Below are 24,265 nucleotides of genomic sequence, written 5' to 3'. Positions count from 1 at the left end.
TTTAAGCACACCTTCTCTTATTGAATAAAATTAATTCGAAGCACTTAAGGAAAATTAACGTCCCCTTATCTGTTATTATTGTTTCACATAATTAATTATTTGTCCAATGAGATGCTCTCTAGGTTAAGTAATTTACTATTTTAAAAAGCTGAAGAAGCCGCTAAAATAGCGGCTTCTTCAGCTTTTTATATTTTTTTATATTTTTTTAAATACTTGCTGTAGCAGCTATGTTATGAACACAAGAAATAAACTCATAAATGAATGCGTCAATTTCCTCTTTCGTAATAATATACGGCGGAAGTAATCGAATAATATTCCCTTGTGTTACATCGACCAACATTCCTTTATTCATTAACTCAATCTGTAATTTCTTCACATTTTCATTCGTGTCATTCACACTTATCCCAAACATCATCCCCGCATGACGCACTTCCTGAATATAATAAGAATTTTCTTTCTGAATGTCTTGCAGTTTGTCATTCAAATATAGTGACGTTTCATATGCTTCTTGCATTAAACCATCGTCAAGTAATGTATTTAATACAGTTAAACCTAAAGCCGTTCCTATTGATGAATGAGCAAATGTGGTGCCGTGATCTCCTGGCGCAAATACATCACATAACTTTTCACCTACAATAATTCCGCCAAGTGGTATCCCGCCTCCTGCTCCTTTACCAATTTGAATAATATGTGGTGTAATATTGAAATTTTGATAAGCAAATAGTTTTCCCGTTCTCCCCATACCACTTTGAACTTCATCAACGATAAGTAGTACATTATATTTCTCACATAAATTTTGAACACCATGTAAATATTCACCCGATAATGGATAAATTCCCCCGCTTCCTAATACAGGTTCTAACATAATTGCAATTGGATTTTCATGAATTATTGTCTCTTCTAATTGCTCTATATTCTCGCGCTCAACTTCATATACTGGGATCGATGTTTTCGGGAAATTTTGATATACACTTTCTTGTCTTGTAAAATGAAGTGCCCCCAACGTACGCCCGTGGAAACTATTCTTCAACACTACAATTCCTTCACGTTCTTCATGCATAATAGCTCTATATTTATCAATTAATTTCAACGTCGTTTCTGTCGCTTCCGTACCTGAGTTTGTAAAAAAGACCTTTCCGTTTTTTAAAGAGCAATCAACTAATTTCTTTGCATATTCAATCGCAACTGGATTTAAAAAATGAAACGGTAAATGCAACGACTTCGTAACTTGATCCATTGTTGTTTGTACGATTTTCGGGTGATTGTATCCTAATACATTTACTCCGACACCAGAAAATAAGTCTATATACTCTTTACCATCCACATCATACAGTTTACACCCTGCTCCTCTTTCTATCGCAAGCTTTGTACGACAGTACGTTGACATCATATACTCTTTATCTAATTGAAACCAATCCGACATGTTACATTCCTCCTAGTTATTTTCCCTGTTTTATTTATGTTCATTTTCTATAAAGTCATGTATAAATTCATTTTTAAGATTGAAATTTTAATAGTAATGTTCTTCCCGATATTCATTTTTCCATAATTTCTTCTATTTCAACAGGTCCACTACATACGCGTTTTTCTCATCTAGCGGTCTGTAACTAGTTTGAACTTAGCGTGTTATACATAATCAAGGCTATAAAATCATATTTAGTAACAATGGACGAAAAAGATTTGGAGGCTATATTGATGAATGAACACTATGATAAACAGAGGCAATCTTTACTAGGGAAAGACTTTAATGAAAATGGAGAACGTAATGAACAAGCAATCCTTCACTCTCAAACAGTTGGTTCACGTGGACCTGTTCTAGAGCAAGATAGTGTGCTTCACGAGGCGTTACAACAATTTATTCACGAAAAAATTTTAGAAAGACCTGTTCATGTAAAAGGATTTGGTGCGTTCGGTTATTTTCAAACAATCTATCCAATGCCCGAACATACTAAACTAAATTTCCTACAAAATGCTAATGAGAAAGTTCCCGTTATGGTGCGATTTTCATTAGCTGTTAGCACGAAAGGAACACCTGATACTTCTAGAAATGTACGCGGTTTTTCTACAAAATTTTATACTAAAGAAGGTATTTTCGATCTATTATGTAATCACATTCCTGTCTTTTCTGTACGCGATCCGATGCGTTTCCCTGAAACCATTCAAGCGTTGTCACCTTCACCTAAAAATAACTTATTAGACTCTAATAGATTTTGGAGCTTTGTCGCTAGAGCACCTGAATCCATACATTTCGTTGTCCGTTTGTACTCTGATAATGGTACGGCCAAAAGCCTTCGCCACATCCCAGGACATAGTGTAAATACATATGTTTGGAGAAATGCAGAAGGCAATCGAAAGTATGTAAAGTATCATTGGTACCCATTTGAAGGTGTACAATTCATTACTAGCGAGGAAGCAAATAAACTGGCTGCCGAAAACCCTGATTATAGCGGCAAAGATTTATATGATGCAATTGCAAACGGTAAACCAGTGGAATATGGTTTATATGTCCAGCTCATGGACCCGAAAGATGAAGCGCATCTTTCTTACGACCCTTTAGATGATACAAAAATATGGGATGAAAAAGCGTATCCTCTTATACCAGTCGGCAAAATGGTATTAAATAAAAACCCTGAAAATTATATGGAACAAGTAGAAAAAGTCGCTTTCTCCCCTTCTAATTTACTTGACGGTGCTGAATTATCAGATGATAAAATGTTGCAAGGGCGAGCTAACATTTATAGTGATTCTCAAAGAAGAAGAATTGGTCCCGAATTTCGGAAATTAACGATTAACCAACAGCAAAATTGGACACCTGCTAATCAAATAACGAGCGGTGACGGAAGATACATTGAAGGTGAACTTGAAAGAACTTCAATAACGAAACAAGATGACTTTACGCAGGCTGGTGAATTTTATGCGAAGTTAAAACCGATAGAAAAAGAACATCTTGCAGAAAACTTAGCTGGTGATTTGAAAGTTATATCTGATGATATTAGAAAGATAGTGTTAGAGTATTTTCATAACGTGTCAGCTGATTTGGTGAAGAGGATTGAAACCAAGATAGAAAAATAATAAGAAGTAAGAACGCATCGACTTTTTTCATAAAAAAGAGCCATTTATCTAACCTTTTTTAGTCAGCTAAATGGCTCTTTTTTATTTTTTCACCACATTATATCTTTTCAGAACTACACTTCCGAATTTATTAAATATCCGATCCATCAAGAAGCCCATCAATCCAAGAATAACAAGACCGACAAAAATCCAATCTGTTTTGAAATATAACCTTGCATTCCAAATCATATAACCAATTCCTTCATTAGCTGCAACCATTTCAGCTCCAACAATGGCCATAAATGAGGATCCCATTGCAAGCTTTGCCCCCGTATAAATATAAGGAAGTGCTGCTGGTATGATGACATGGAACATAATTTGCCATTCTGATGCTCCCATACTTCTCGCTGAGCGAATTTTATCTTCTTCAACAGCTTGCACACCGGTAATTGTGTTAATCGTCACAATAAAGAAAGTTGCATACATAATGAGAAAAATTTTAGATTGCTCTCCAATACCAAACCAAAGCATAAATAATGTTATAAAGGCAAGAGGTGGAATAAAGCGAATAAAATTGATAACTGGATCAAATAGCGCTCTTAACCATGGGATTCGGCCAATTAATAATCCTACCGGAATGGCTACAAGATTCCCTAAAATCCATCCAGCTATTACTCTTAAAAAACTAACTCCTATATATATAAATAAGGAACCATTTTGACTCAGTTCAATTGCTCCATACAAAACTGCTATCGGACTTGGCAAAAATTGCGGATCAGAAAAATTCGCTACAACACTCCATATCGTAAGGATAAGTATCCAAGCGATAATTCCACTTTGTAATAGCTTCTTTTGTAAACCAATCTTGAAATTATTTGTTTCATAAATAGTCTCTTTTCTTGCAATCTCATCTTTCAACACGCTCATATTTGGACCTCCTTTCAATCAAAGTGTGATTGAATCATTTGATAATAGTAATTAAATTCTTTATCTGTAAATGTTCTCGGATACGGTAGTGGAATATCGTAAATCTTTTCAATTTTTGAAGAAGGTCCTTTAGACATTACCCCTATTCTTTGCCCAAGTAATAGAGCTTCTTGAATATCATGAGTGACAAAAATAATCGTTTTGTTTGTTTCTTTCCAAATTCGAATTAACTCTATTTGCATTGTTCTTCTAGTCATTGCATCGAGTGCTCCAAATGGTTCATCCATTAATAAAAATTGCGAGTCATTGGCTAACACACGTGCTAATTGAACTCTTTGTTTCATTCCTCCAGAAAGTTCTCTTGGATATTTTCCTTCATGCCCATCTAGTCCAACAAGTTTTATATAGTGAGAGGATATATCATTTCGGGTCTGCTTTATCATTTTTTTCATTTTTAAACCAAATTCAATATTTTCTTTAATTGTTAGCCACGGAAAAAGCGCTGCGTCTGCTTGTTGAAATACGACGCCACGATTTCTATCAGGCTTAATTACCTCTTCATTATTGACTATTAGTTTCCCTGATGTCTTTTCAACAAATCCAGCAAGCATACTTAATAACGTAGATTTTCCACATCCGCTTGGGCCAAGTAATATAAAAAATTCACCATTCCCAATTGTTAAATTTACATCTTCTAAAACAAATTGTTCGTTATTAAATGATTTAGATAACCCAGAAATAGAAATGGCCACAGGAGATTTCAATACTTCTTTTTCACTTACTGTACTCACCATACTTCACTCCTATTCTATTTATAAGTAACAGATTCAGGGAAAGCTTTTTTAAGTGCTTCAAGATTAATTTTATCTTTCAATTCATATTTATCTTTCAGTTTCCCTTTCTCTTCTAACCATACTTTCATATCTTCTAAATGTTTTGCGTCCTCCTCTGTAAATCCAAGAACATAGTTTTGTCTTTCAATATCTTTTAACGCATCTTTCTCTGGTAGTTTCAATTGCTCAAAAGCAAGCTTAGCAGTTTCTTTTTTATTGTTATCTACATATTTAATACCTTCAGATAAAGCCTTAAGTGTGTTTTCAACAGCTTTTGGATTCTTCTCGACGAATGATCTTTTTGCTAGTAAATAGCTGTCAATTGTAACGCCTGCACTTTCTAAATCACCTAATTTTGTTACACCTTTTATATTTTTAAATTTATCCTTTAATGCACCAGAACTCCAAACAGCATCTATATCACCATTTTTCATTCCTACAATAGCTTCGTCTGGTGTACTATATGGAACGAAGGTAATATCCTTTTCATTAATATGTTTCGCTGCCAAATATTTCGCCCAAACATACTCCGTTACAGTCCCTTTAGGTACGCCTAACTTTTTACCTTTTAAATCATTTTCTGTTTTAATCCCCTCTCTAACTAGAAGCTCATTGTCTTTTGATGATTTTTCATTTCCTCGCGTAAGTGTTGAAATTACGACCATATCTCCTTTTCCTAACGAATTTAAAAGCGCATAATCAGCAGCAAGACCTGTATCAGCTTGTTCCGTTAATACCGCATTAACTGTATCAATTCCATAAGCAAAATTCGATAGTTGAGCTTTAATACTATTTTTCTCAAAATAGCCTTGTTTCTCGGCAGCTCTAAACTGAAAAGATCCGCCAGCAGCTGTATCTATAGCCATTTTCACCGCGGCCGTTTCTTTCCCATTACTTTTTGTCGTTCCCGCACTTTCTTTTGAAAAGTTTGAGCATCCTGCTACAGCTAAACTAGTAACCATTGATAAACTTAAAAATAAAGGCTTTAGTTTCACCATTTATCATTCCTCCATAACAATTTGTTCAAGCTTGAAGTAAGATTTATTTAACCGAAATATTACGTTAAATTATTACAAATAAAGAAATGGAAACATTTTGTCATATAACAAACCTATCAAGTTCATTTTAATAAGTGGGGGAAATGACTCTCCCCACACTTTAAATTACTAACGTTAATCTCGTATTTTATTTATTTCTTCCAATGTCGCTACACAGAAATCTCCCGTGCCGTAAGATATTGTTCCTTCGACTGTCACAACAGATTCCGTACCAGCTTCTGCAGCATTCGGGACTCTAAATGCTGCTATATCAAGAGGAGTAATTTCTTTCTCCTCTGGTTTTTCTAGTTGAGGTACCCACTCATACGGTACACGATACGCACGGTAAACCATATTGGAGTTTCTGTTATTTTTATAAGGTGAAATATATTCCCATACAAGCTCATGCTCACGAGTAACTTCAAAAATCCGACCATCTGCTCCTTCTGTAATCAATGTATTTCCGTTTGGTAGCCTTTGGGCAGAACTAATATATGGACTGTAAAATCGATACGAATCTAAAGGAGCTTGATATCCAGCTTCAGTTGGCGTATATTGCCACTCAATTTCTAAAGTTACTGGATTAATTTCTAGAATCCTCGAGTGATCACGAACAGCATTTTCGGAACCGTATGGAGATGCAGGGTTTGGAAGACCGTATCCTGCCCAACCACCATTATCAAATACAAGTAAATTCCCTTCTCCAGGCAATCCTTTCGGAATGATATGTGCATGATGTTGTCCAATGATCCATCCTAAATGCTTAACATCTGGGCTAGAATAATCAGGACCGAGTTTCCAAACTATATTTCCTGTCTTCTTGTCAATAATGGCAATTATATTTGACTCCCTAGCATCCCAAATAATATTTTCAGGATGAAAACGTTCATCTCCTTGGTCATAAAACTTATTCGGACCAATTGTAGACATAGAATTTATATGCATCCAATCTCCATCCGAATTACCACCAAAGGATCTAATATTAGGATTACGGAATAGTACATTTTTAGCACTTTCATCAAATCCAAGTTCTTCAAAATGATCACTGACAGCCCACTCCCATATAATATTCCCTTCCCAATCTACCTCAATAATGACATCATCTAATAACGGCTTATCGGATATATTCGGATTATGTACATTTTTGTGTGCTAAAATTAACGTATTTCCACCATCTGTTTTCGGTTCTAATTCTGGTGCATAGTAACCCACGGGATTTCCCTCACGCTGATAATCATGATGAGCTCTAGCCATCCACTGCGGATCATGGCCTGGGTCTTCAATGTGTTCCAGACGGTTAAATCTCCAGACTATGTTTCCTTCCCAATCTACTTGAACTAAATCTACTTCATCTTGAAAACCGTACTCAGGATCTCTTTGTGCTGTATGACCAAAAACATATACGCCTGGTAATAACTTATTTGGAAATCCACGCAGTCCTTTCCATAAGTGTACTTCCTTTCCATTCATATCAATTAATAACGCACCATGATCTGCAGCTTGATAAATTGTATAACCACTCCAAGCTTTCCCGGGATTATATACTGTTGCCCCTGTTGGATAAATTGTTGGATGTCCCATTCTTTCCACTCCTATTCATATTATTAATAAGTCACCTTTTAACAGTTTGAATTTTCAGACCTAAATAACTAGAGTAATAGTATTCTTTGTTATTCCTCTGTATTCTCATTGCTTAGTTTCATAATTGTATCCGAAAGGTGTTCTAAATTATGGGCTAAGCGTTTAAAAACTTCGGTCTGCACTTGTAATTCTTCTGTTGAAAATCCATCGAATAAAACAGACATAAAACTTGTTCTTATTTTATTATTTCGCTTTATAAATTTCAGGCCATCTTCAGTAATATCAAGTAAAGTGATTCGTCTATCTTCCTGATGACGTTTCCGAATAGCCAAGCCTCTTTCTTCTAACTTATCGCATAATGCCGTAATCGCTCCTGATGTAAAATCCAGTTCTTCTGCTAAATCAGTTAGACGCTGCTCACCATCTCGAATAATTTTGTTTAATATTAAGATGCCCGGCAACATAATACCTTCAATCTTAATTTTGTCACGTTCCTTTACAAACTAACGGACCATTTTACGAAACAACCAATCTGTTTCTTCGATTAATGTTGGCATCGTTTTATTCATATCTCCTCCGCTCCTTGCTCTATGAATAATACAAAAAGGCACGAACACATTTCAAAATTATGAAATGTATACGTGCCTTTGGTTATCCAATCAGCTATTCAATTTGTTTTAGCATTAAAATAATGAGTGGTAAAATAAGTAATACCCACATATTAATCCATTAATTCCTATGCGTCAAGTATGTTTTAAAATATATTTTCCTAATTTATCTATTTGTTCTCGTTTAAGGTTATTTTTGAGGTTATTTATATGTAACCCTATTTATAACAATACATCTAAAATATAAAACTCCCCCACTTTACATAACTACTGTAGCGGAGGAGTTCTTTCTAATATTACTTTATCAAATTCACCGGCGAAGCAACTACCTTTCCACTTTTCACATCATATAGCCCTATAGGCGTTACCCGTATAAAAGGCAAGTGCGTCGCAGAAAAGAATAAAATTGTAAATGCTGGATCATCATGCGCGTAGCCACGCTCTTGTAGTAATTTCACCATCTGTTTCTCTTCCTGTATTAATTCACTCATTTTTAAATTAGACATAATTCCGAGCAATGGTAATGCGATTTCATGTAATACTTCATTCTTCTCAGCTATTACCATTCCCCCGCCAAGCTCTTTTACTCTATGAAAAGCTATAAGCATATCTTCTTTTCTTTTTCCGATAAGAATGATGTCACCTGTACCAGAATAAGAGCTAGCAAGCCCACCTAGTTCTTTCGCAAAACCTTTCACAACTGTATTCACTCGCCAACTGCCATCACGAGCAATCATCATAAGGAAACATTCATCATGATCTGTGGACAATTCATTACATTCTATGTTGATTTTACTAGTATATGGTTTTGTAATAACGTTATTTAATAAGTGTATACCCGTTTTATTAGAGAAAATCATATCCTCTTTTTCTATGGACCAATCTAATGATAATGGAGTTACTTTACATTTACTCCAGTCTATATGTAATGCTTCATGCGTATTTACACCGTCACGCTTCACCCATTTCCCCTTTGCAATAACGCTCGCTGGTACTGGGTTTTCTTTACTTTCTAAAATATTGATATTTGCAATTCTCCCTGTCCCAATCGAACCGTGTATATGCTCCATATTATAATAACGAGCAATATTATAACTTGCCATATGATATGCATCTATTACTGGAACACCTTGCTTTATAGCAGTAGTAATCATTACATTCGTCATTCCGTTTTCATAAAAGGACGGATGAGAACCATCTGTTGTGAAAAAGAATCTATCAAATTGCTTCACACCTAATTCCAGTAGTTCTTTTAATAAAACTTCTAAATCTGGTCGGATGGAAGAGTTTCGAAGAGAAACAGTGTAACCTTGCATAAGACGAGTTAACACTTCTTGCCCCGTCATTGCTTCATGATCACAGTCTGTACCTAACAGTTTTAATTTTACTAACGTTGCTTCAGATGCTCCTGGGAAATGTCCTTCTACTTTTTTCTGTAATCGCTTTGTTTCCTGCACCCAAGTTAGCATTTCATCATCGCCATGTAATAATTTTGGCCATGCTGTTAGCTCTCCTCCTTGAAGAACTGCTTCATGCTGTAGCCATTCTATTATTTCTTCACTATTAAATAAAGATTGCCCATTTTGCAATTCAGTTTGTCCATCAAAACGGCACCACCAATACATACTAGCTGGAAGCTTTTTAAATTTATCTAATAAATGAAATGATTCCTCACGCTTTAATGTGAAAAATAGAGTTAAATTATCATTAATAAAAGTTGTTGTCCCAAATTGCATCGCATGATTCGCTAACGTCTCTGGATTATATAATTGATATGGATGTGCATGCGGTTCTATGTAACTAGGAACGACATACTTTCCATCACAATCAATAACTTCACATTCATGTAGTTGCTCTGGTAGTTTTTCTCCTACATATATAATTCTGTCATCATAGATCCAAATATTTGCTTCCATCCATTCACGTATATAGGAATTTAAGTATGTTGCGTTCTTTAATAATTTATGAGGACTTCTTGTACCGTCTATTATTTCAACATGTTCTCGTAATTGCTCGTTACTCCATCTGAACTGATTTTGTCCCAATGTATTTCACTCCAATGCCATATTAGTTAAGACGAAAAATAATTAATTAACTAAACTATTTTCTATTTAAGTCCACTCAATATATATCACTATTATATTTAACAATCATAAAAATTACAATTTTCGGAATATAAATCGTTTTATTGTTCACTTCTTCCTCATTTGAACATGAACATTTCTGTGAAGTTGTTTTACTGGAACCTTTGAAAGAATAATGAATATTTTGTAAGGGCAAAAACGTATTTTTTAACAATGGATGTTCTTTTCAAGATAGAGATGGGATTCAAATAGGAGACAATTGTATAATCGGTATGAATGCTACAATTGCCACACTTAATCACGGGCTAACTTTAGAAACAAGAAACACGACATACGCCTCCCCTGTTACAATTGGTGAAAATGTATGGATCGGGTCTAGTGCAACCATACTTCCTGGTGTGACACTTGGAAACAATTCAGTTATTGCTGCAGGTGCAGTTGTTACAAAGGATGCACCTGCAAACATTGTCGTTGCAGGAGTGCCCACAAAAGTTGTGAAAGTAATTCATAGCAATTAAAAACATTCTAGATTTTTCAAATGCAAACAAGCTACTTTTATTGAAATTTGCTTTACTGCTTATATATTTATTTTATCGTTCTTGTTAAGAATTTTATTTCTCTTTGTGAGAAGAGAATGTGCCTATATATTTTTCTATACAGCAATAAAAAGACTTATAGAATGATTCTATAAGTCTTTTACTATAAGGAATTAACCTATACTTATCAATTAACAAATTCAAAAACCAAAAGGTTCGCTATGAATAAAGTTCTAAAAAATAACTATCGACTCTAATTATCAATCATTTCATAATAGTCTATCAATCCCTCTTACTGCCTCATAGCCAAAATATATTCCAAACATAATTAAAACAATTCCTGCTACTATAGAAATCCATTTCATTACTGTATGATTAATAAATCTTCTACCAAAATGAATAGATGTAGCCATAAATATATCCCAAAGCATAATCCCAGCAAAAATAGCTGCACTATACCATAAAGCTTGTTCTTTTCCAATAGTATTCATAGCACTAGTTAGAACTGATCCGTATATCCCTATCCAAAAAATAATATTTAATGGATTAGAAATTGCGATAGCAAACCCCGATAGAAAAGATTTTAAAGGATGTTCTTTTTCACCTGATGAAATATATTGAACTTGTTTAGTAGCTTCTTTCATGCTTTCATAGCCTAAATAAATCATCGTTACAAAACCAAAAATCCAAATGCAGAGCTGGGCAACTGGAGTTGTTAAATAAGTCGAAATACCAAAGTAAATTAAAAACATCATTACAACATCTGCTGACATTGCTCCAACTCCTACTAACCATGCACTCAAAAAACCATTTTTTATTCCTTTATTTATTTGAGCAACATTAATCGGACCGACTGGTGCAGACAATGAAATCCCTAATAATATATAACTGAATATCATGCTAATCATTTCTCTTCACCCCCGTAATAGGACATTTAAACCTTTCTCTAATTTTTCTATCTGTTTCATAATCTAATATTAGCTCATATGTATATTATTTATACGATATAGCCGCTTCTTCTAACAGTTCTACTACTTGTTTATACATATTTATCCTTCCTTTGATTTCATTACAAAATTTGAAAAGATAGCCTTTTCTATTGCTGTTCCCGCTCCCTATTCTTTTTCACAATATATTCAATTATAGTTTACGACACAATTAAATTTGAAATAAAATACAAATTTGTAATATAAATGGAATCAAAATATAAAACTTATATTAATCATTATTTTCATACTAGTCAATCATTTTTACACAAATCATAATTATCTATTTTTGTATACTTAATTCTATTTGTTATTAATTCATACGATAAAAGTACCTTATTATGTAAATTACGGAAATACATTTAAATATTTTTCAACAAAAATCAGAATTTGCTTATTATTAACTCCGAAATCTAAAACTACTTACCTTTGTATGTTGCAATATTTTAAAAATGTAAAAGTCACTATAAATAAGAAATATCAAATAAATATAATAGTTTTATAGTAAAATGAAAAAATTTAAATACATCATTACTTTTCTTGTAACAGCACATAAAAAAACCCGCATCATGGGAAGTAAATTGCTCATGATTCGGGATTTTTTAAGAGTATATTTTCATAACAATTAAATCACATACAAGTCCTTATATACCTCTATAGTAGAACTCTTTTCATCTATTATTTATTAAATTCAACTTGCATCATTTTATTAAACTGTGTAAGGATTTCAACCGGACCTAAAGAATTAGCATTGACAGCAAATGTATGCTTGCCTCCAATTACTCCACCAGCAAAAGTCATAAACCCAGGAATTGATCCTCCGTGACCCCATACTGAGACACCATTTGGAAGTTTAGTCTCATAAATTCCAAGGCCATATCCATCACCAACCCCTTTTCCTTCTATAGGAACTGTAGTAAGCATTTCTTTTAGCTCGCGTTCCTTCAGTAACTTACCACCAAGTAAAGATGAAAAGAACTTGTTTAAATCATCCGCATTAGAAATCATATCTCCAGCTGCATTAGCTAAACTCGGATTATAATACGTAATGTCTTTCAACTCGCCTGTTTCGTCCATTTTCACATATCCACGAGCATGATTCTTTCCTGGGATGACGGGTGAATTTCCTGGTAAAAACGTATTTGGCAAGTCCAGAGGTTCAATAATTCGCTTTTCAATTTCTTCCGCATAACTATTACCAGTTATTTTTTCAATTAGCATTCCCAATATTACATATCCTGTGTTTGAATACAACCAGTCTTTGCCCGGCGAGAAATCTGGAGGTAGAGAAAGACCTATTTTCACTATTTCTTCAGCTGTATACGTTTTTTTCGAATTCATTATGTCAGCATCTTTTGACTTTAAGTATTCAGCGATACCACTTGTATGATTCAAAAGTTGGCGTATCGTAATTTGATTGCCATCATACCCATTTCCTTGAACGAGACCCGGTAACCACTTCTCAATTGAATCGTCAAGTTGTACGCGATTTTCTCCAACTAATTGAAGAACCGTCGTGGCGGTAAAAGTTTTCGTCACACTACCAATTCGAAAGCGATAATCTGATTTCACCGGTTTCTTTGTGCTTAAATCTGCTACGCCAGCAGTATAACTACTAATTTTCCCTTTATTAGACGTCTTAGCTAATACCCCTGGCGCTCCAATTTGAATTGTTTCCTGCATGACCCTTTTCCAACCATTCCGATTCTTTTGATCATGTGCTTCTGACGAATTAGAAATATTTTGAGTAGACTCTGCTTTTACAGTAAAGCCAGATGTAAATAGAGTAGTACCCGCTAATAAAACTGTCAAACTCGCTAACTTCATTGAATTACGTTTTTTCATAAGGATTTCTCTCCCCTATTCATATCGTATTGATTCAAGCTATACTTTCATCCTATATGATAAAACTGTCTTTTTTCTTATCCATTCCTTACGAAATACTTACGTTTAAATTTAAATAAAGTAAACTGGGGAAGAGTTATGCATGCAAATAAAAAGAGAACATGTTTTCATTTTTTATGTAAACATGTTCTCATAAACATTTAAAATTCTATATCAACTTTTCATCCTATTCTTTACACAACTAATCTAAATTCATTTTTACCAGCCTGCACTAGCATTCATTCCATTTCCAATAATAGAAAGTAATAGTGGCCATAATACTGGTCCTAACGTAAGCAGTACATTTAGAAGTATAAGTATTCTATATCCACCGGTGAAATTATGATTTTTACGATTCACAAATACGAGACTGACTAATGAGATTATGGTCGTTAAAAATAACACTAACATTACCAGCCAATACCACACCATTAAACTGAGACTCCATGGTGTTAATAGCTCGTGTATGATGCAAAATGAGATTCCTAATACCGCAAAACTAAAGCTAGTCACCGCTGTTTTTATAAGCCATTTACTTATTTTTTTATCGTATGTATTTTTACAATATAAATCTATTAAAGTATACAAAGATAAATATGCCATGAATACGCCTACCCAAGACAATAACCAGTCTCCGTCCCCTTTGAATAATAAGAACAGCAACCAACACATACTTACTGCAGAAAAAACAAAGGAAATAAGTATGCTTTTTAATACCGATTTCATTACATTTTCACACCCTTAAAAAACTTAAAAATTAATTATAATTTACAAAAATTAAGTATAGGTTAACATGTAATGAAGTATAAGTAAATAAAGTTAATTTACAGTTAATTTCGTTTTCTTAGTTGAAGGCTGTTATATATATGAAAATGATTCATGATAATCAAACTTCTCTACAAAAAAGTAAAGGTGAATATTTACGTATCCACCTTCCCATCTCCCTCTACCCACTTCATTATTTTTTCCACATCTAACTCCGTATACGTCTTTTCACCATAACGAACAGACTCATATAGCGAAGTAATATTTCTCGTTCTACTAATTCTTTTTAACCACTGTTGCATCGTTTCATAGGATCTTCTCTGTTCATGAAATGGTAATGTTCTTTCCCATTCAACTAGCATTTTTCTTATCGTATTTGTCGGTAATGGCTGTTTTAACTGATGAATGACTTTCTTGTTATTTTCGGTTCTTACCGTATTTTCTTTTGTTACCGATTTTTTCTCCTGTTCTATTTCTGGTTTCGTTAACTTTTTCCTAACGGATTTATAAAGAAAATATATAATTCCCCCTGCAATCATTACATAAAAAACTATACTGATCCATGAATTTTCCTTTTCAAAACCTTTAAATTTTTTACCCGTTGTCGTTCTCTCACCATTATCTCCTACTTTTTTCTCTTCTATAGGTGTTCCGTAATCTTCAGTATCACCATAGTTTATAGTTTCCTTATAAACTTTTTCAGATTTCTTTTCAGTAAAAAAACGTTCTTTTACTATGCTTTGCACATGCACAACACCTTGTGATAACGTTATTGCACTAATCGCAAAGAAAAATATAATTAAAGCTCTTACACTCCACAACTTCACTTTCATATGCCGCGCTTTATTCACCATGACATAAGCCCCTTCTTATTCTTTCATTACAATCCATTTATTTGTTCTACTATATTTCTTTGGAGAAGTACCAAGGATTAAAGGAACCGCATCCAGTTCCTTTCGCCGAAATCCAGCTGTGTAAAAATAAGAAGAAGATACAGGCGTATCTTGATCCGATATTGAGGCAAGTATTTTTAATACATTTTGCAAATGTTTCCGATTATCCCCGTTTTTTATATGTAGTAAACCGTTATCTTTTACACTATTGATCCATACTTCAAATGAACAGTTTTGCATGAGCAATTGTTTACATATGCCTGCTGTTAATTCAATTAATTCTTCTATATCATTTCGCAATGAAACGCCACTTTTATTTTGCAAGTTGAGATAAATCGCGTATTTATCTGATTGCGTTCGCTCATACTTTTTCGCAGTTAACGTCCCTGTTTTCGCTGTTGCACTCCAGTGGATGGAACGAAAATCTTCATTTTCATAAGACTTCACTCCCATTACTTTCGTTTCATCATATAAGGGTGAAGACATCGCTTTTCGAAATCCTCGTGACCATTCTTGTAATTCAGGGGCTTGCATTTTTGGAACAGCTGGTAAAACTAAATAGGACGGCGTATCGACTTGTTTATATGTTATATGATTCGTTATAAATCCAAAAGGATCCGTAATAACAATTTCAACTTCTTCCCATTTCGCAATTCCTCTTTTTAACGCTACAGCTTGTAAATGAAATGAAGCTGACTCTCCTCCTTTTAAATTAAAATTCATATAATAATTTGAACCTGTATTCGTATTTTTGTTTATTTCATCATGATTCCAAATTAGCTTATTTTCACATTTAAATCGAAATACGATATTGAAAATAGGAAATATCGACTTATTTGAAATTTTCATTTTGCACATATTCGTTTCACCTATAAAAACGTTTGAATTCCCTTGTCTATATTCCCATTCAACACGAGATACTTTACGTATGTATACATGCATCGCACCTATTAAAATTACATACAAAAATACGAGAGATAAAAACAGTAGATTGCTTGAAAATACGCATAAAATAACGGCTACAACTGACATAACTCCCATTACGAAAGGCTCCGCTAATGGTGTATACACAAGCTGTTGATTCATCGTATATTCTCCACTGGTACATTAATCGTATGAAGAATTTCTTTCATGATTTGTTCTTTCGTCGTTTTCATCTCCCCTTCAATCGTTAACGTTAAACGATGAGCACAAACGGATGCAGCAAGCGTCTTAATATCATCTGGCGTACAGTAATCTCTTTCATTTAATATAGCCCTTGCTTGAATCGCTCTCATAAATGCCAACGTCCCCCGCGGACTTACACCAATTTCAATTAGCTCATGCTTACGCGTTGCCTCAATAATTTCAAGAAGATAATCTTGCACATCATTTCCTACTAACACTTCTCTTGCACGTTTTTGCATCATAATAATTTCTTCACTTGAAATAATAGAGTGTAACGTTTCTAACGGATCATTCATTTGAAATCGATTCATCATTTCCTTTTCAGCTTCTCTCGTAGGATATCCTTGGCGAATCGTAAGTAAAAATCGATCTAATTGAGCATCAGGTAACGGAAATGTGCCCGCTGATTCGAGTGGATTTTGCGTTGCAATTACTAAAAAAGGTTCTGGTAATGAATGCGTCTGTTTCGAAATCGTAACAGTACGTTCTTCCATCACTTCCAGTAATGAAGATTGCGTTCTCGGTACAGCACGATTTATTTCATCCACTAATACTATATTTGCAAAAATAGGACCTAACCTCGTTTTAAATTCCGATTCCTTTACATCAAAATATTCAAGGCCAATAACATCTCCAGGCAAAGTATCCGCTGTGAATTGAATTCTTTGAAATTTAGCGTCCACACTTTTAGCCAAACTTTTCGCTAATGTTGTTTTTCCTGTCCCCGGTACATCTTCTAATAAAATATGCCCTCTTGCTATAAGAGCTATAGCTGCCAGTTCTATCGATTCATCTTTTCCTATAATAACCTTCGAAATATTGTTAGTAATTTTCTTTAATGTACTCATATATCAACCTACCACCTTTTAATTTTCTGAAAATTAAGAATATAGACTTTCCAAATTATAACATACGAAACAAAGTTGAAACAGAGCAACAAGCAAACTTATATTTTTACTTTACTCCACGTAAAAAAAAAGCACCTATTGTCCTCTGTTGACAATGAAGTGCTTAACTCACGTAATTTTCATATTGGGCATTTGACACCTTATATAAATACATTATCTTTCCTCTCTGCACAAATGAATATAATGACCAAAATCAGGAAACACATCCCATTTATTTTCAAGATCATCATGATTCTCTCGTTCCTCAACTAACCCTCTATTCACATCCACCTTTTCCATTACTGTATAACCATTTTCTTGGAAATTGAAAATCATGCTAGTTTTTTCTTTTTCATTCGTATCATTATATTCCCAATACATAGCTGTTCTTAAGAAAATTCTATTATCATTTATAACTTCAAAATCATAATTTAAATACTTACGAACTAATTCATCATAAAACCCAACTGAAATCCAATTTTTTGTAACATTTATAAGATACTTAATCCTTTCACCTTCAGTTAACACGGCCGTATATGGTTCGTTATTTTGATGACACAAATATGCTTTACACTCATCAATCATATTCCAAGGTTTCTTTCTAATATCTGACCACTCGTCACAATAATAAATTTTCATAGTTAATTGTCCCTACCTTCTAAACCTCTTAAAAAGATGTATATTTTCTACTTTTTTCATCACATTCTAAAAATAAATACTGTAAGTCACCATTTATAGGCTTATCATGAACATTAATAGTCAATTAAAAATCCAAATATTTATCTTCAATACGCAGCCCTTCAGCTATTCTGAAAACTGTAGATACAGTATCCACTTCTATTTGTTTAAGTATTTATTTCATATAATATCGCTTTATTTTCATTAGAAAGCCCCGTATATAATCGCATCCTTCCAATAGGAATCATTCACTTCATTACTATTCGTACTTTTTATTACATCCTATTTTCATTTGATTGTTGCATTCACATAAAGTATTTTTTTATCAAAATAAAAAAATACTCAATACAAACTAATAATGTTTTGAGCATGTGAATTACTTATGTATAATAATTTACAGTATCTTATTACTTACTACTTTCAATTGTGGGTTTTACCATACACATTACTTGTTTTACTTTTAAAATCATCATACATTAAAAATGCCTCTCTTAATATTCCCTCTAACTCCATATAGTTTCGATATACTGGTGTTTTTATTCTTTCACTTGCATTCATCAATACCCTTGAATACACACTCCAAGGACTACCTAGCCTCACTTCATTATTATGATATACAACCCATACAAACTCTGTCATTCCATGTTCTAAAATTATATGAAACCATATCATATAATTTGGAGAATGATCTAGAACACCTACCTTAAAAAATTTCTCCTTCTTATCAAAAGTTGCTGCATATCCCAACCTTATAAATATTTCATTTACCTTTTCTATATCATAATCCTCAAGTCTATCATTCAAATCATTAAGATTTGAGCTAAAGTTTCCAGACAATTCCTTATATCTATCTACAAATTTAATTTTTTTCAAAGCTTCTTTAATTTCAGGTTTCATTTCAACATTCATTTTCTAATCCTCCATGAAACTTTTTCATTAGATTCATTTCTTTTCTAATTCACTCCAAATATCAACATCACATTCATTTAAAACCGCTTTAATTTCGTCCTTCTCAAATACTACTAAATAATTATATGGTAAGGCTAGCACTTGAATAATTGCGGGTTTCATTTTTAATAATTCATAGGCGTATATAAATTCCAATTCTCCTGATACTTCTTCATTGATAGGGCCTATATACCAACCCGAATCATCTTCATCACAACCACTAGATCTTTGTAAATAATACTCTTCTTGTTGCAACACATTTTTCGCTATCACAATCTTATCGTTAAATTTTATTAATTGCCCCTCTATATTTAATCGACGTAAGCAATGCGATTGTTCTAGTTGTACCCATAATGCAATTGTTAAATCTTCCGTCGTATCTTTCAAAGGGTTTTTAGTATAATCCTGGGTGATAATTTGATAATAATCTTCATACTTATATAAACTATAAACAGACCATCCAATTTGTATTGAAAATCTATCTACTAATTTATCTTCTACTTTAGATAATAAATTAAAAAGTGTTTTTACGTGAAAACTTAATGGTTCTTCTACTTTAGCTTTTATATTTTTATTACCTATATTTTTGATTATTGTTTTCAAATCAATATTCTCCACTTCTATTATAATAATTTTCAATTGAAATCAACAAAAGAGACCTCAAATGTGAAGTCTCTCTTGTTGATTATTTTCCATAAGTAACTCGCCATTTATTTGTTTATTTTAAGACAGATAACATGGTTCATTCAAATATATACCTTAAAGAAAAAATTTTTCCTGCCGTCATAAGCTAGTAGAATAGATTCAATTAATTCTTATTAATTGCGATAAACTCACTAGGAATCTCATCTGCTAACCAAACTTTTTCATTTCCTAAATAAAATTTAACGCCTTCTTCTCTAGCTTTTCCAGTATTAACTTCTAAAATAATAGGATGCTTATCTTTTCTTTTTCCCACTAATTCAGCAGTTATAATATCTTCAGAAAGATGGACATATTGTCTAGACATAGGTGATAGCCCATTTGATTCAATAGAATTTAAAAAGCGAGGAGATGTACCATGATAAAGAAATTCAGGTGGAACTCCTTCTTCCTTTACTATTTTCATGGGAATAGAATGTCCATACAAGGCACGAATTTTATTTTCTTTTAGCTCATGCCTTTTTTTCTCAGATTTCTCAATCATTATTTTTAAATCTTCTATCTTCACATCTCTCCATTCAATGGATTGGTGAAGTGCGTGTAAAAGTTGCTCAACAGACACCCAGCCATTCTCATCTAACTCCAATTCGTATTTCCACTGAGCATGACGTAAAGCATAAGATACTTCTTTACTTAAATTTGTATAGAATTTTTGTTTATTCAATTTCTTCACTCCGATTGTAATCAATCATTTCTTTCATAGCAACTTCGACCCACTCCCAAAAATCATCAAACTCTTTTCTTTGTTCAAAACCTTCAGAAGCAAAATCATGAATAAGTTGAACTTTACTTCCTTTGCCAATTTCAAAACACGCAATATCATCGTTGTCATCTCTTCTAGCAAAAGGAATTAAATTCCTTTTTGGATATCTTTCCTTTAAATCATGATACCTTCTAGTAGCCTGTTCAGATTCAATTAAATACCATACATCAAAATCAACTAAATTCAATTCCACGAATTTTTGGTAAGATTCAGGATATACATATATATCTTTATCAACATAATACTTTTCCATAGCTATAGCACTTCTTTCTAACTCAAATGAACCCATTGGATTATGAATTCTAAAACTAGTCTTTTGCTTTAGAATTCTTAAGTCTAGAGCTTCCCCCCAATTTTTAGGTACTCCCTTTTTAGTTATAAATCTATCAATCAGATTAGCTGGAAGCGGATCATTATAGTTTCTAATAGTTGCTTGAACTTCTATCCCAACCTCTCTAGCTGCAGCAATATTGTCTTCCTGCTCTTGTAAGTTCAATTGTTGTTCTTGCAAAGTAAATTGTTTCATCTTGGTTTGCCAGCTTGTACTTCTATAATCTCTTGAGTTCGTCTCATTGTTTCTTTAAAGAGTCGACATTGATTTCTATTAGATATCCTAAGTACACTCATGCTCTCATCTGCCTCTTATTCTTGCAACCAATTTCGTGCCACTGATGAACACCCTTTACAGGTGTTAAAAACATAGAAAAACCTTGAAAAGCATATATGCCAATCGAGGTCTCAGTTTATATACCACCTATTATTTATATATTCCACTTTCCCATACTTTTTTTCCGTCAGTTAAAAACACTGCACTTGGCGGATCATCATAGAGAGAAATTTCAACCAATGAACTTTTTTCTTGTATCAACCAATTATATACAATACCTTCGTTAGTAGAAGGTTGAGATAAAATATGATTTACTTGAAATGCTGTTGCATAATATTCTGCGTATGCGGGGTCATCATCATCTAATCCATTGTCTGTCTCATAAAATGTGTCTGTTTTGCCTATAATTCTCAATCCACTGTTCCACTCTAATATGATTTCTACACCTTCATGCTCTGTTAATGTTTTAAATAAAGAATCTGCTTCCATAGACATCCTCTTTCTTAATTTTATTCTGATGGTTTTGCTGGTACTATATGGGCACCATCTTTTCCATAATGTATCATTCCTCTATTAGTCTCTATATATTGTCCGGTCACAGTGTCATAGTATTTACCTATTGGTTTACCAAAGTCCACTCTTTCTTTATTTTTGGTAACAGTGGTTCCTTTTCCTGCAAACTTATCAAGCAATTCTTGTGCTATTTTATTATCGCCATAGAAAATGCTCTTATTTTTTCCATTTGCTAATTCTTGTTTATAGTTCGGTGTATCGGGAATATGCTTCTCTTGAGCTCCTGCTTTCACTTTTATTGGATAACCATTTACTTCACGGTATGGACCTTTAGGTACTGAATCTTTTCCATAAGAAGGTATTCGATTACTCGCACCCTTACCCCCACCAGAAGACTGGATTTTTTGAAGAGTATCCTTAGCATTTTGAATCGATTTATTCCAAACAAATCCACCATGCGCAAAAAGACTAGCCCCAGCAGCTGTTGCTGCTATATCTAATGGGATAACAATTGGTGATGCTAACCCGCCAGTTCCTACTTCTGCGACGATAGTTAAGAAATTAGATCCGCCTATGAGCGAAATACCTTCAAATATTTCTACAATGGACCCGGCTATTTAATAATATTGCCCTATTTTTTTTATGTTTTTTGACATTGAAAAACAAACTATATACCTGCAATTGAAGCCTATGTGCATATTCTGTTAGCTTTAATTCATAAAAATAATTTCTATAAATTTATAGCTTACTTTTCAATTAAAAAAGCACTTATTGCCTCAAATAGACAACCAAGTGCTTTAAGTTCATATGTTGTAAAATGTCATCTTACCTAAACTCGTACTTTTTTTCTATTCTATCATTGGACACAGTACCCAATGATGGGCCAACCATCATGAAGTACGTAATTTCAAACACTTATTTCTTTCCCTAAAACACTAACCTTTATTCTGCTTTTTAATCATTTCCATCCCATTCATAAATCTCTTAATAGAATCCTCATTCTTCAATAATTCACTTAAGTATAACAATACATCGAACTCTTCAGGGTCTTCATCATAATAAATCATTCCTGGATCAATAAAAGGCTCATAAACTATATTACAGATATTTTGTCCCCCTATTGTTACACTAAAACATCTTTTCAATTTTGAAACATAACTATTTGTACAAATTAGATCTTCTATAGATGTTTCAAATGATTTTCCATTATAGAAAAAAAATAGTTTGTTATCTTTAACATAAATACCAACTACCTGTCCATCTTCACTAAATCCTCCGACGCCTTGTCTAACCAACTTTACTTTATTTTTTTCAACTACTGAATATCCGCTAGGTTCTAATATAATATACGTTCCTGTCTTAGAGTAATTATTCATTATTATCATAAGTTATCCTGTCCCTCCTAATGCTCTAATCCTAATAGTGTGTTTATTACATCATCTTTTTGCATTGATTTTTGAATTATAATTTTCCATACTTGTTCATCTGATTCATAAATTCCTTTATCAATGTACGAATCTCTTATCTTATTAAACATACTCTCAGCTGTCGGTCCTATTGGATTACCATATTTTTTTATATTTCTTTCCTCTAAACCGGCTCTCTCCTCAGCAGTCATATTTTCCCTCGCTGCATTTTTTTGCTGGTTACGTGCTTCTACAACATGTTCAGCTATTTTTTCTTTAGAAAATCCTTCAGATATCATTTTTTCGATATCATTTTCTAATTGTTTAGATGCTTCAAGATAATCTTTTCTTACATTTTGCATTTCTTTTGTCCATTCAACATTTGTAAAGTCATATTCTGGTTTATTATATGCAGTACCCTCTTTTGGTAAATATCCATATGCTCCATTATCATCAGCATGTATCTGTTTAAGTACATCGGGCTTTACTTTTTCTAAAGGTATTCCCTCACCCGTTTTACCAACACCAGTTTTACCCGTACCCTTATTTAAAACCAAAAGCGATAATTGGGTTACCAATTATCGCTTACTAAGTCAAACCATTTGATGTACTATAAAGTAACAATTATTTTATTATCTATGATAGTTCTAAAATTGGTGTAATTTCTCATCATATTATTACCATATGCACTAACTGCTTCATTACCACACACCATACTTTCATAGTTATCTTTAAATTCTTTTTTTATTGACTCTTCCAAACTGTCATAGTATCTTTTGATAGCTTCCTCTGCCAATTCACACGACCCGTGCGTTAATATAAAATTAATATCTACCATATAACCCTTTTGAGGATAAAAACCCCTTTCAACAACCTCTTTTACAAAGTTGTTCAAATCATTCGTACACCTTTCTACAATTGGCATAAATACACTATTTAACCAATTAGTGAATTCGTTAACTGTCCGCTCCCACTCTTCCTCATTTGCTATGTTCCAATATAACTGACCGCTTGGTACATTGCACTGACGTGTATTAATATGAAATATTTTATCTTCAGATTTTAAAGGAAGAATTGCGCATTCACCATAAAATACTACGTTTTTATCAGATATATTATTCCAACTTGTATAAAAGAGTACCTTATAAATGAAATTTTTATCTTTTTTACTCATCCAATGACCAGACTTCGAATATTTCCAGCCATTATCTAAATACTTTTCAGATATTAGATTACATACGCATTCAAATGCTTTATTAGCTTTCACATTACCCCTCCAACAATTCCATGCAATTTCCAATTATTTTATATTTACATCATTTAATACAGTTTCAACTAATTCTCCATATGAAAAATCAACTTCATCAAAACATGTTTCAAAACAACTACTTATATTTATCTTTGCATAT

Annotated in this window: 24 protein-coding genes and 2 pseudogenes; 2 read left to right on the top strand and 24 right to left on the bottom strand. The window is 33.1% G+C overall.

Going from position 1 to position 24,265, the window contains the following annotated elements:
* Positions 1-205 precede the first annotated feature (205 nt).
* Positions 206-1,423, bottom strand: a complete 1,218-nt coding sequence (locus tag PDQ33_RS10430; RefSeq protein ID WP_001286490.1) for an aspartate aminotransferase family protein — start codon at positions 1,421-1,423, stop codon at positions 206-208.
* A 272-nt stretch (positions 1,424-1,695) separates the two neighbouring features.
* Between PDQ33_RS10430 and PDQ33_RS10425 the strand changes: the two genes are divergently transcribed.
* Positions 1,696-3,072, top strand: a complete 1,377-nt coding sequence (locus PDQ33_RS10425) for a catalase (RefSeq protein ID WP_061130908.1) — start codon at positions 1,696-1,698, stop codon at positions 3,070-3,072.
* 81 nt (positions 3,073-3,153) lie between these two features.
* Here PDQ33_RS10425 and PDQ33_RS10420 read toward each other — a convergent pair whose 3' ends face one another.
* From PDQ33_RS10420 to PDQ33_RS10395, 6 genes are all read right to left on the bottom strand, one after another.
* The gene (locus tag PDQ33_RS10420; RefSeq protein WP_000114664.1) at positions 3,154-3,978 is read right to left on the bottom strand and encodes an ABC transporter permease; all 825 of its coding nucleotides are present in this window, start codon (positions 3,976-3,978) and stop codon (positions 3,154-3,156) included.
* 14 nt (positions 3,979-3,992) lie between these two features.
* Entirely contained in the window at positions 3,993-4,772 is a 780-nt protein-coding gene (locus tag PDQ33_RS10415; protein WP_000255349.1) for an ABC transporter ATP-binding protein, read from the bottom strand.
* A 14-nt stretch (positions 4,773-4,786) separates the two neighbouring features.
* Positions 4,787-5,809, bottom strand: a complete 1,023-nt coding sequence (locus PDQ33_RS10410; RefSeq protein ID WP_080349468.1) for an ABC transporter substrate-binding protein — start codon at positions 5,807-5,809, stop codon at positions 4,787-4,789.
* Positions 5,810-5,983: 174 nt separating this feature from the next.
* Positions 5,984-7,429 carry an aryl-sulfate sulfotransferase gene (locus PDQ33_RS10405; protein WP_270755590.1) on the bottom strand — a complete coding sequence of 482 codons (1,446 nt, stop codon included), beginning with the start codon at positions 7,427-7,429 and terminating at the stop codon, positions 5,984-5,986.
* 89 nt (positions 7,430-7,518) lie between these two features.
* Positions 7,519-7,890 (bottom strand): MarR family transcriptional regulator, encoded by a 372-nt coding sequence (locus PDQ33_RS10400; protein ID WP_270755592.1) that lies wholly within the window; start codon positions 7,888-7,890, stop codon positions 7,519-7,521.
* Between the two features lie 443 nt (positions 7,891-8,333).
* The gene (locus PDQ33_RS10395; protein WP_061130906.1) at positions 8,334-10,082 is read right to left on the bottom strand and encodes an adenine deaminase C-terminal domain-containing protein; all 1,749 of its coding nucleotides are present in this window, start codon (positions 10,080-10,082) and stop codon (positions 8,334-8,336) included.
* A gap of 218 nt (positions 10,083-10,300) precedes the next feature.
* Between PDQ33_RS10395 and PDQ33_RS10390 the strand changes: the two genes are divergently transcribed.
* Positions 10,301-10,639: a DapH/DapD/GlmU-related protein gene (locus tag PDQ33_RS10390; RefSeq protein ID WP_109629746.1), complete on the top strand. Its 339-nt coding sequence runs from the start codon at positions 10,301-10,303 to the stop codon at positions 10,637-10,639.
* Between the two features lie 287 nt (positions 10,640-10,926).
* Here PDQ33_RS10390 and PDQ33_RS10385 read toward each other — a convergent pair whose 3' ends face one another.
* From PDQ33_RS10385 to PDQ33_RS10305, 17 genes and pseudogenes are all read right to left on the bottom strand, one after another.
* Positions 10,927-11,565 carry a LysE family translocator gene (locus tag PDQ33_RS10385; protein WP_000624904.1) on the bottom strand — a complete coding sequence of 213 codons (639 nt, stop codon included), beginning with the start codon at positions 11,563-11,565 and terminating at the stop codon, positions 10,927-10,929.
* 756 nt (positions 11,566-12,321) lie between these two features.
* Entirely contained in the window at positions 12,322-13,488 is a 1,167-nt protein-coding gene (locus tag PDQ33_RS10380; protein ID WP_229132328.1) for a serine hydrolase domain-containing protein, read from the bottom strand.
* A gap of 258 nt (positions 13,489-13,746) precedes the next feature.
* Positions 13,747-14,253, bottom strand: a complete 507-nt coding sequence (locus PDQ33_RS10375) for a DUF3902 family protein (RefSeq protein ID WP_000843849.1) — start codon at positions 14,251-14,253, stop codon at positions 13,747-13,749.
* 194 nt (positions 14,254-14,447) lie between these two features.
* Positions 14,448-15,146: a signal peptidase II gene (locus tag PDQ33_RS10370; RefSeq protein WP_270755596.1), complete on the bottom strand. Its 699-nt coding sequence runs from the start codon at positions 15,144-15,146 to the stop codon at positions 14,448-14,450.
* Between the two features lie 15 nt (positions 15,147-15,161).
* Positions 15,162-16,271 (bottom strand): DUF58 domain-containing protein, encoded by a 1,110-nt coding sequence (locus tag PDQ33_RS10365; protein ID WP_270755599.1) that lies wholly within the window; start codon positions 16,269-16,271, stop codon positions 15,162-15,164.
* The gene (locus tag PDQ33_RS10360) at positions 16,268-17,200 is read right to left on the bottom strand and encodes an AAA family ATPase (protein WP_000105668.1); all 933 of its coding nucleotides are present in this window, start codon (positions 17,198-17,200) and stop codon (positions 16,268-16,270) included. Before PDQ33_RS10360 ends, PDQ33_RS10365 begins: the two co-directional genes overlap by 4 nt.
* Positions 17,201-17,413: 213 nt before the next feature.
* Positions 17,414-17,878 (bottom strand): hypothetical protein, encoded by a 465-nt coding sequence (locus PDQ33_RS10355; protein WP_061130292.1) that lies wholly within the window; start codon positions 17,876-17,878, stop codon positions 17,414-17,416.
* Positions 17,879-18,337: 459 nt separating this feature from the next.
* On the bottom strand, positions 18,338-18,826 hold the full coding sequence (locus tag PDQ33_RS10350) for a hypothetical protein (protein WP_270755602.1): 489 nt from the start codon (positions 18,824-18,826) through the stop codon (positions 18,338-18,340).
* Between the two features lie 33 nt (positions 18,827-18,859).
* Positions 18,860-19,468 (bottom strand): immunity protein Imm33 domain-containing protein, encoded by a 609-nt coding sequence (locus PDQ33_RS10345; protein WP_000848824.1) that lies wholly within the window; start codon positions 19,466-19,468, stop codon positions 18,860-18,862.
* 205 nt (positions 19,469-19,673) lie between these two features.
* Entirely contained in the window at positions 19,674-20,231 is a 558-nt protein-coding gene (locus PDQ33_RS10340) for an RNA 2'-phosphotransferase (RefSeq protein WP_001041381.1), read from the bottom strand.
* Positions 20,224-20,583 (bottom strand): SMI1/KNR4 family protein, encoded by a 360-nt coding sequence (locus PDQ33_RS10335; protein WP_000417647.1) that lies wholly within the window; start codon positions 20,581-20,583, stop codon positions 20,224-20,226. The genes PDQ33_RS10340 and PDQ33_RS10335 overlap by 8 nt, the downstream gene beginning before the upstream one ends.
* Before the next feature lie 504 nt (positions 20,584-21,087).
* Positions 21,088-21,426, bottom strand: coding sequence for a hypothetical protein (locus tag PDQ33_RS10330; protein ID WP_000387011.1), 339 nt, complete (start codon positions 21,424-21,426; stop codon positions 21,088-21,090).
* Between the two features lie 20 nt (positions 21,427-21,446).
* Positions 21,447-21,812 (bottom strand): annotated as a pseudogene (locus tag PDQ33_RS29165) (polymorphic toxin type 50 domain-containing protein); the annotation flags it as partial.
* A gap of 573 nt (positions 21,813-22,385) precedes the next feature.
* The gene (locus PDQ33_RS10320; protein WP_270755606.1) at positions 22,386-22,835 is read right to left on the bottom strand and encodes a hypothetical protein; all 450 of its coding nucleotides are present in this window, start codon (positions 22,833-22,835) and stop codon (positions 22,386-22,388) included.
* A 17-nt stretch (positions 22,836-22,852) separates the two neighbouring features.
* Positions 22,853-23,434, bottom strand: a complete 582-nt coding sequence (locus tag PDQ33_RS10315) for a hypothetical protein (RefSeq protein WP_076875053.1) — start codon at positions 23,432-23,434, stop codon at positions 22,853-22,855.
* A gap of 32 nt (positions 23,435-23,466) precedes the next feature.
* Positions 23,467-24,123 (bottom strand): hypothetical protein, encoded by a 657-nt coding sequence (locus PDQ33_RS10310; protein WP_061130307.1) that lies wholly within the window; start codon positions 24,121-24,123, stop codon positions 23,467-23,469.
* Between the two features lie 36 nt (positions 24,124-24,159).
* Positions 24,160-24,265, bottom strand: a pseudogene (locus tag PDQ33_RS10305) (pentapeptide repeat-containing protein); the annotation flags it as partial.

Source organism: Bacillus cereus group sp. Bc031, assembly GCF_027716265.1.
In the GTDB taxonomy this organism is placed as follows: domain Bacteria; phylum Bacillota; class Bacilli; order Bacillales; family Bacillaceae_G; genus Bacillus_A; species Bacillus_A paranthracis.
Note: the sequence above shows the minus strand (reverse complement) of the source record. Positions and strands in the feature narration are given on the sequence as shown.

What these genes read in the sequence shown, in the direction of transcription:
- PDQ33_RS10430 (WP_001286490.1), bottom strand. Translation starts at nt 1,423, where the DNA reads ATGTCGGATTGGTTTCAATTAGATAAAGAGTATATGATGTCAACGTAC.
- PDQ33_RS10425 (WP_061130908.1), top strand. Translation starts at nt 1,696, where the DNA reads ATGAATGAACACTATGATAAACAGAGGCAATCTTTACTAGGGAAAGAC.
- PDQ33_RS10420 (WP_000114664.1), bottom strand. Translation starts at nt 3,978, where the DNA reads ATGAGCGTGTTGAAAGATGAGATTGCAAGAAAAGAGACTATTTATGAA.
- PDQ33_RS10415 (WP_000255349.1), bottom strand. Translation starts at nt 4,772, where the DNA reads ATGGTGAGTACAGTAAGTGAAAAAGAAGTATTGAAATCTCCTGTGGCC.
- PDQ33_RS10410 (WP_080349468.1), bottom strand. Translation starts at nt 5,809, where the DNA reads ATGGTGAAACTAAAGCCTTTATTTTTAAGTTTATCAATGGTTACTAGT.
- PDQ33_RS10405 (WP_270755590.1), bottom strand. Translation starts at nt 7,429, where the DNA reads ATGGGACATCCAACAATTTATCCAACAGGGGCAACAGTATATAATCCC.
- PDQ33_RS10385 (WP_000624904.1), bottom strand. Translation starts at nt 11,565, where the DNA reads ATGATTAGCATGATATTCAGTTATATATTATTAGGGATTTCATTGTCT.
- PDQ33_RS10380 (WP_229132328.1), bottom strand. Translation starts at nt 13,488, where the DNA reads ATGAAAAAACGTAATTCAATGAAGTTAGCGAGTTTGACAGTTTTATTA.
- PDQ33_RS10375 (WP_000843849.1), bottom strand. Translation starts at nt 14,253, where the DNA reads ATGAAATCGGTATTAAAAAGCATACTTATTTCCTTTGTTTTTTCTGCA.
- PDQ33_RS10370 (WP_270755596.1), bottom strand. Translation starts at nt 15,146, where the DNA reads ATGGTGAATAAAGCGCGGCATATGAAAGTGAAGTTGTGGAGTGTAAGA.
- PDQ33_RS10365 (WP_270755599.1), bottom strand. Translation starts at nt 16,271, where the DNA reads ATGAATCAACAGCTTGTGTATACACCATTAGCGGAGCCTTTCGTAATG.
- PDQ33_RS10360 (WP_000105668.1), bottom strand. Translation starts at nt 17,200, where the DNA reads ATGAGTACATTAAAGAAAATTACTAACAATATTTCGAAGGTTATTATA.
- PDQ33_RS10355 (WP_061130292.1), bottom strand. Translation starts at nt 17,878, where the DNA reads ATGAAAATTTATTATTGTGACGAGTGGTCAGATATTAGAAAGAAACCT.
- PDQ33_RS10350 (WP_270755602.1), bottom strand. Translation starts at nt 18,826, where the DNA reads ATGAATGTTGAAATGAAACCTGAAATTAAAGAAGCTTTGAAAAAAATT.
- PDQ33_RS10335 (WP_000417647.1), bottom strand. Translation starts at nt 20,583, where the DNA reads ATGGAAAAGTATTATGTTGATAAAGATATATATGTATATCCTGAATCT.
- PDQ33_RS10330 (WP_000387011.1), bottom strand. Translation starts at nt 21,426, where the DNA reads ATGGAAGCAGATTCTTTATTTAAAACATTAACAGAGCATGAAGGTGTA.
- PDQ33_RS10320 (WP_270755606.1), bottom strand. Translation starts at nt 22,835, where the DNA reads ATGATAATAATGAATAATTACTCTAAGACAGGAACGTATATTATATTA.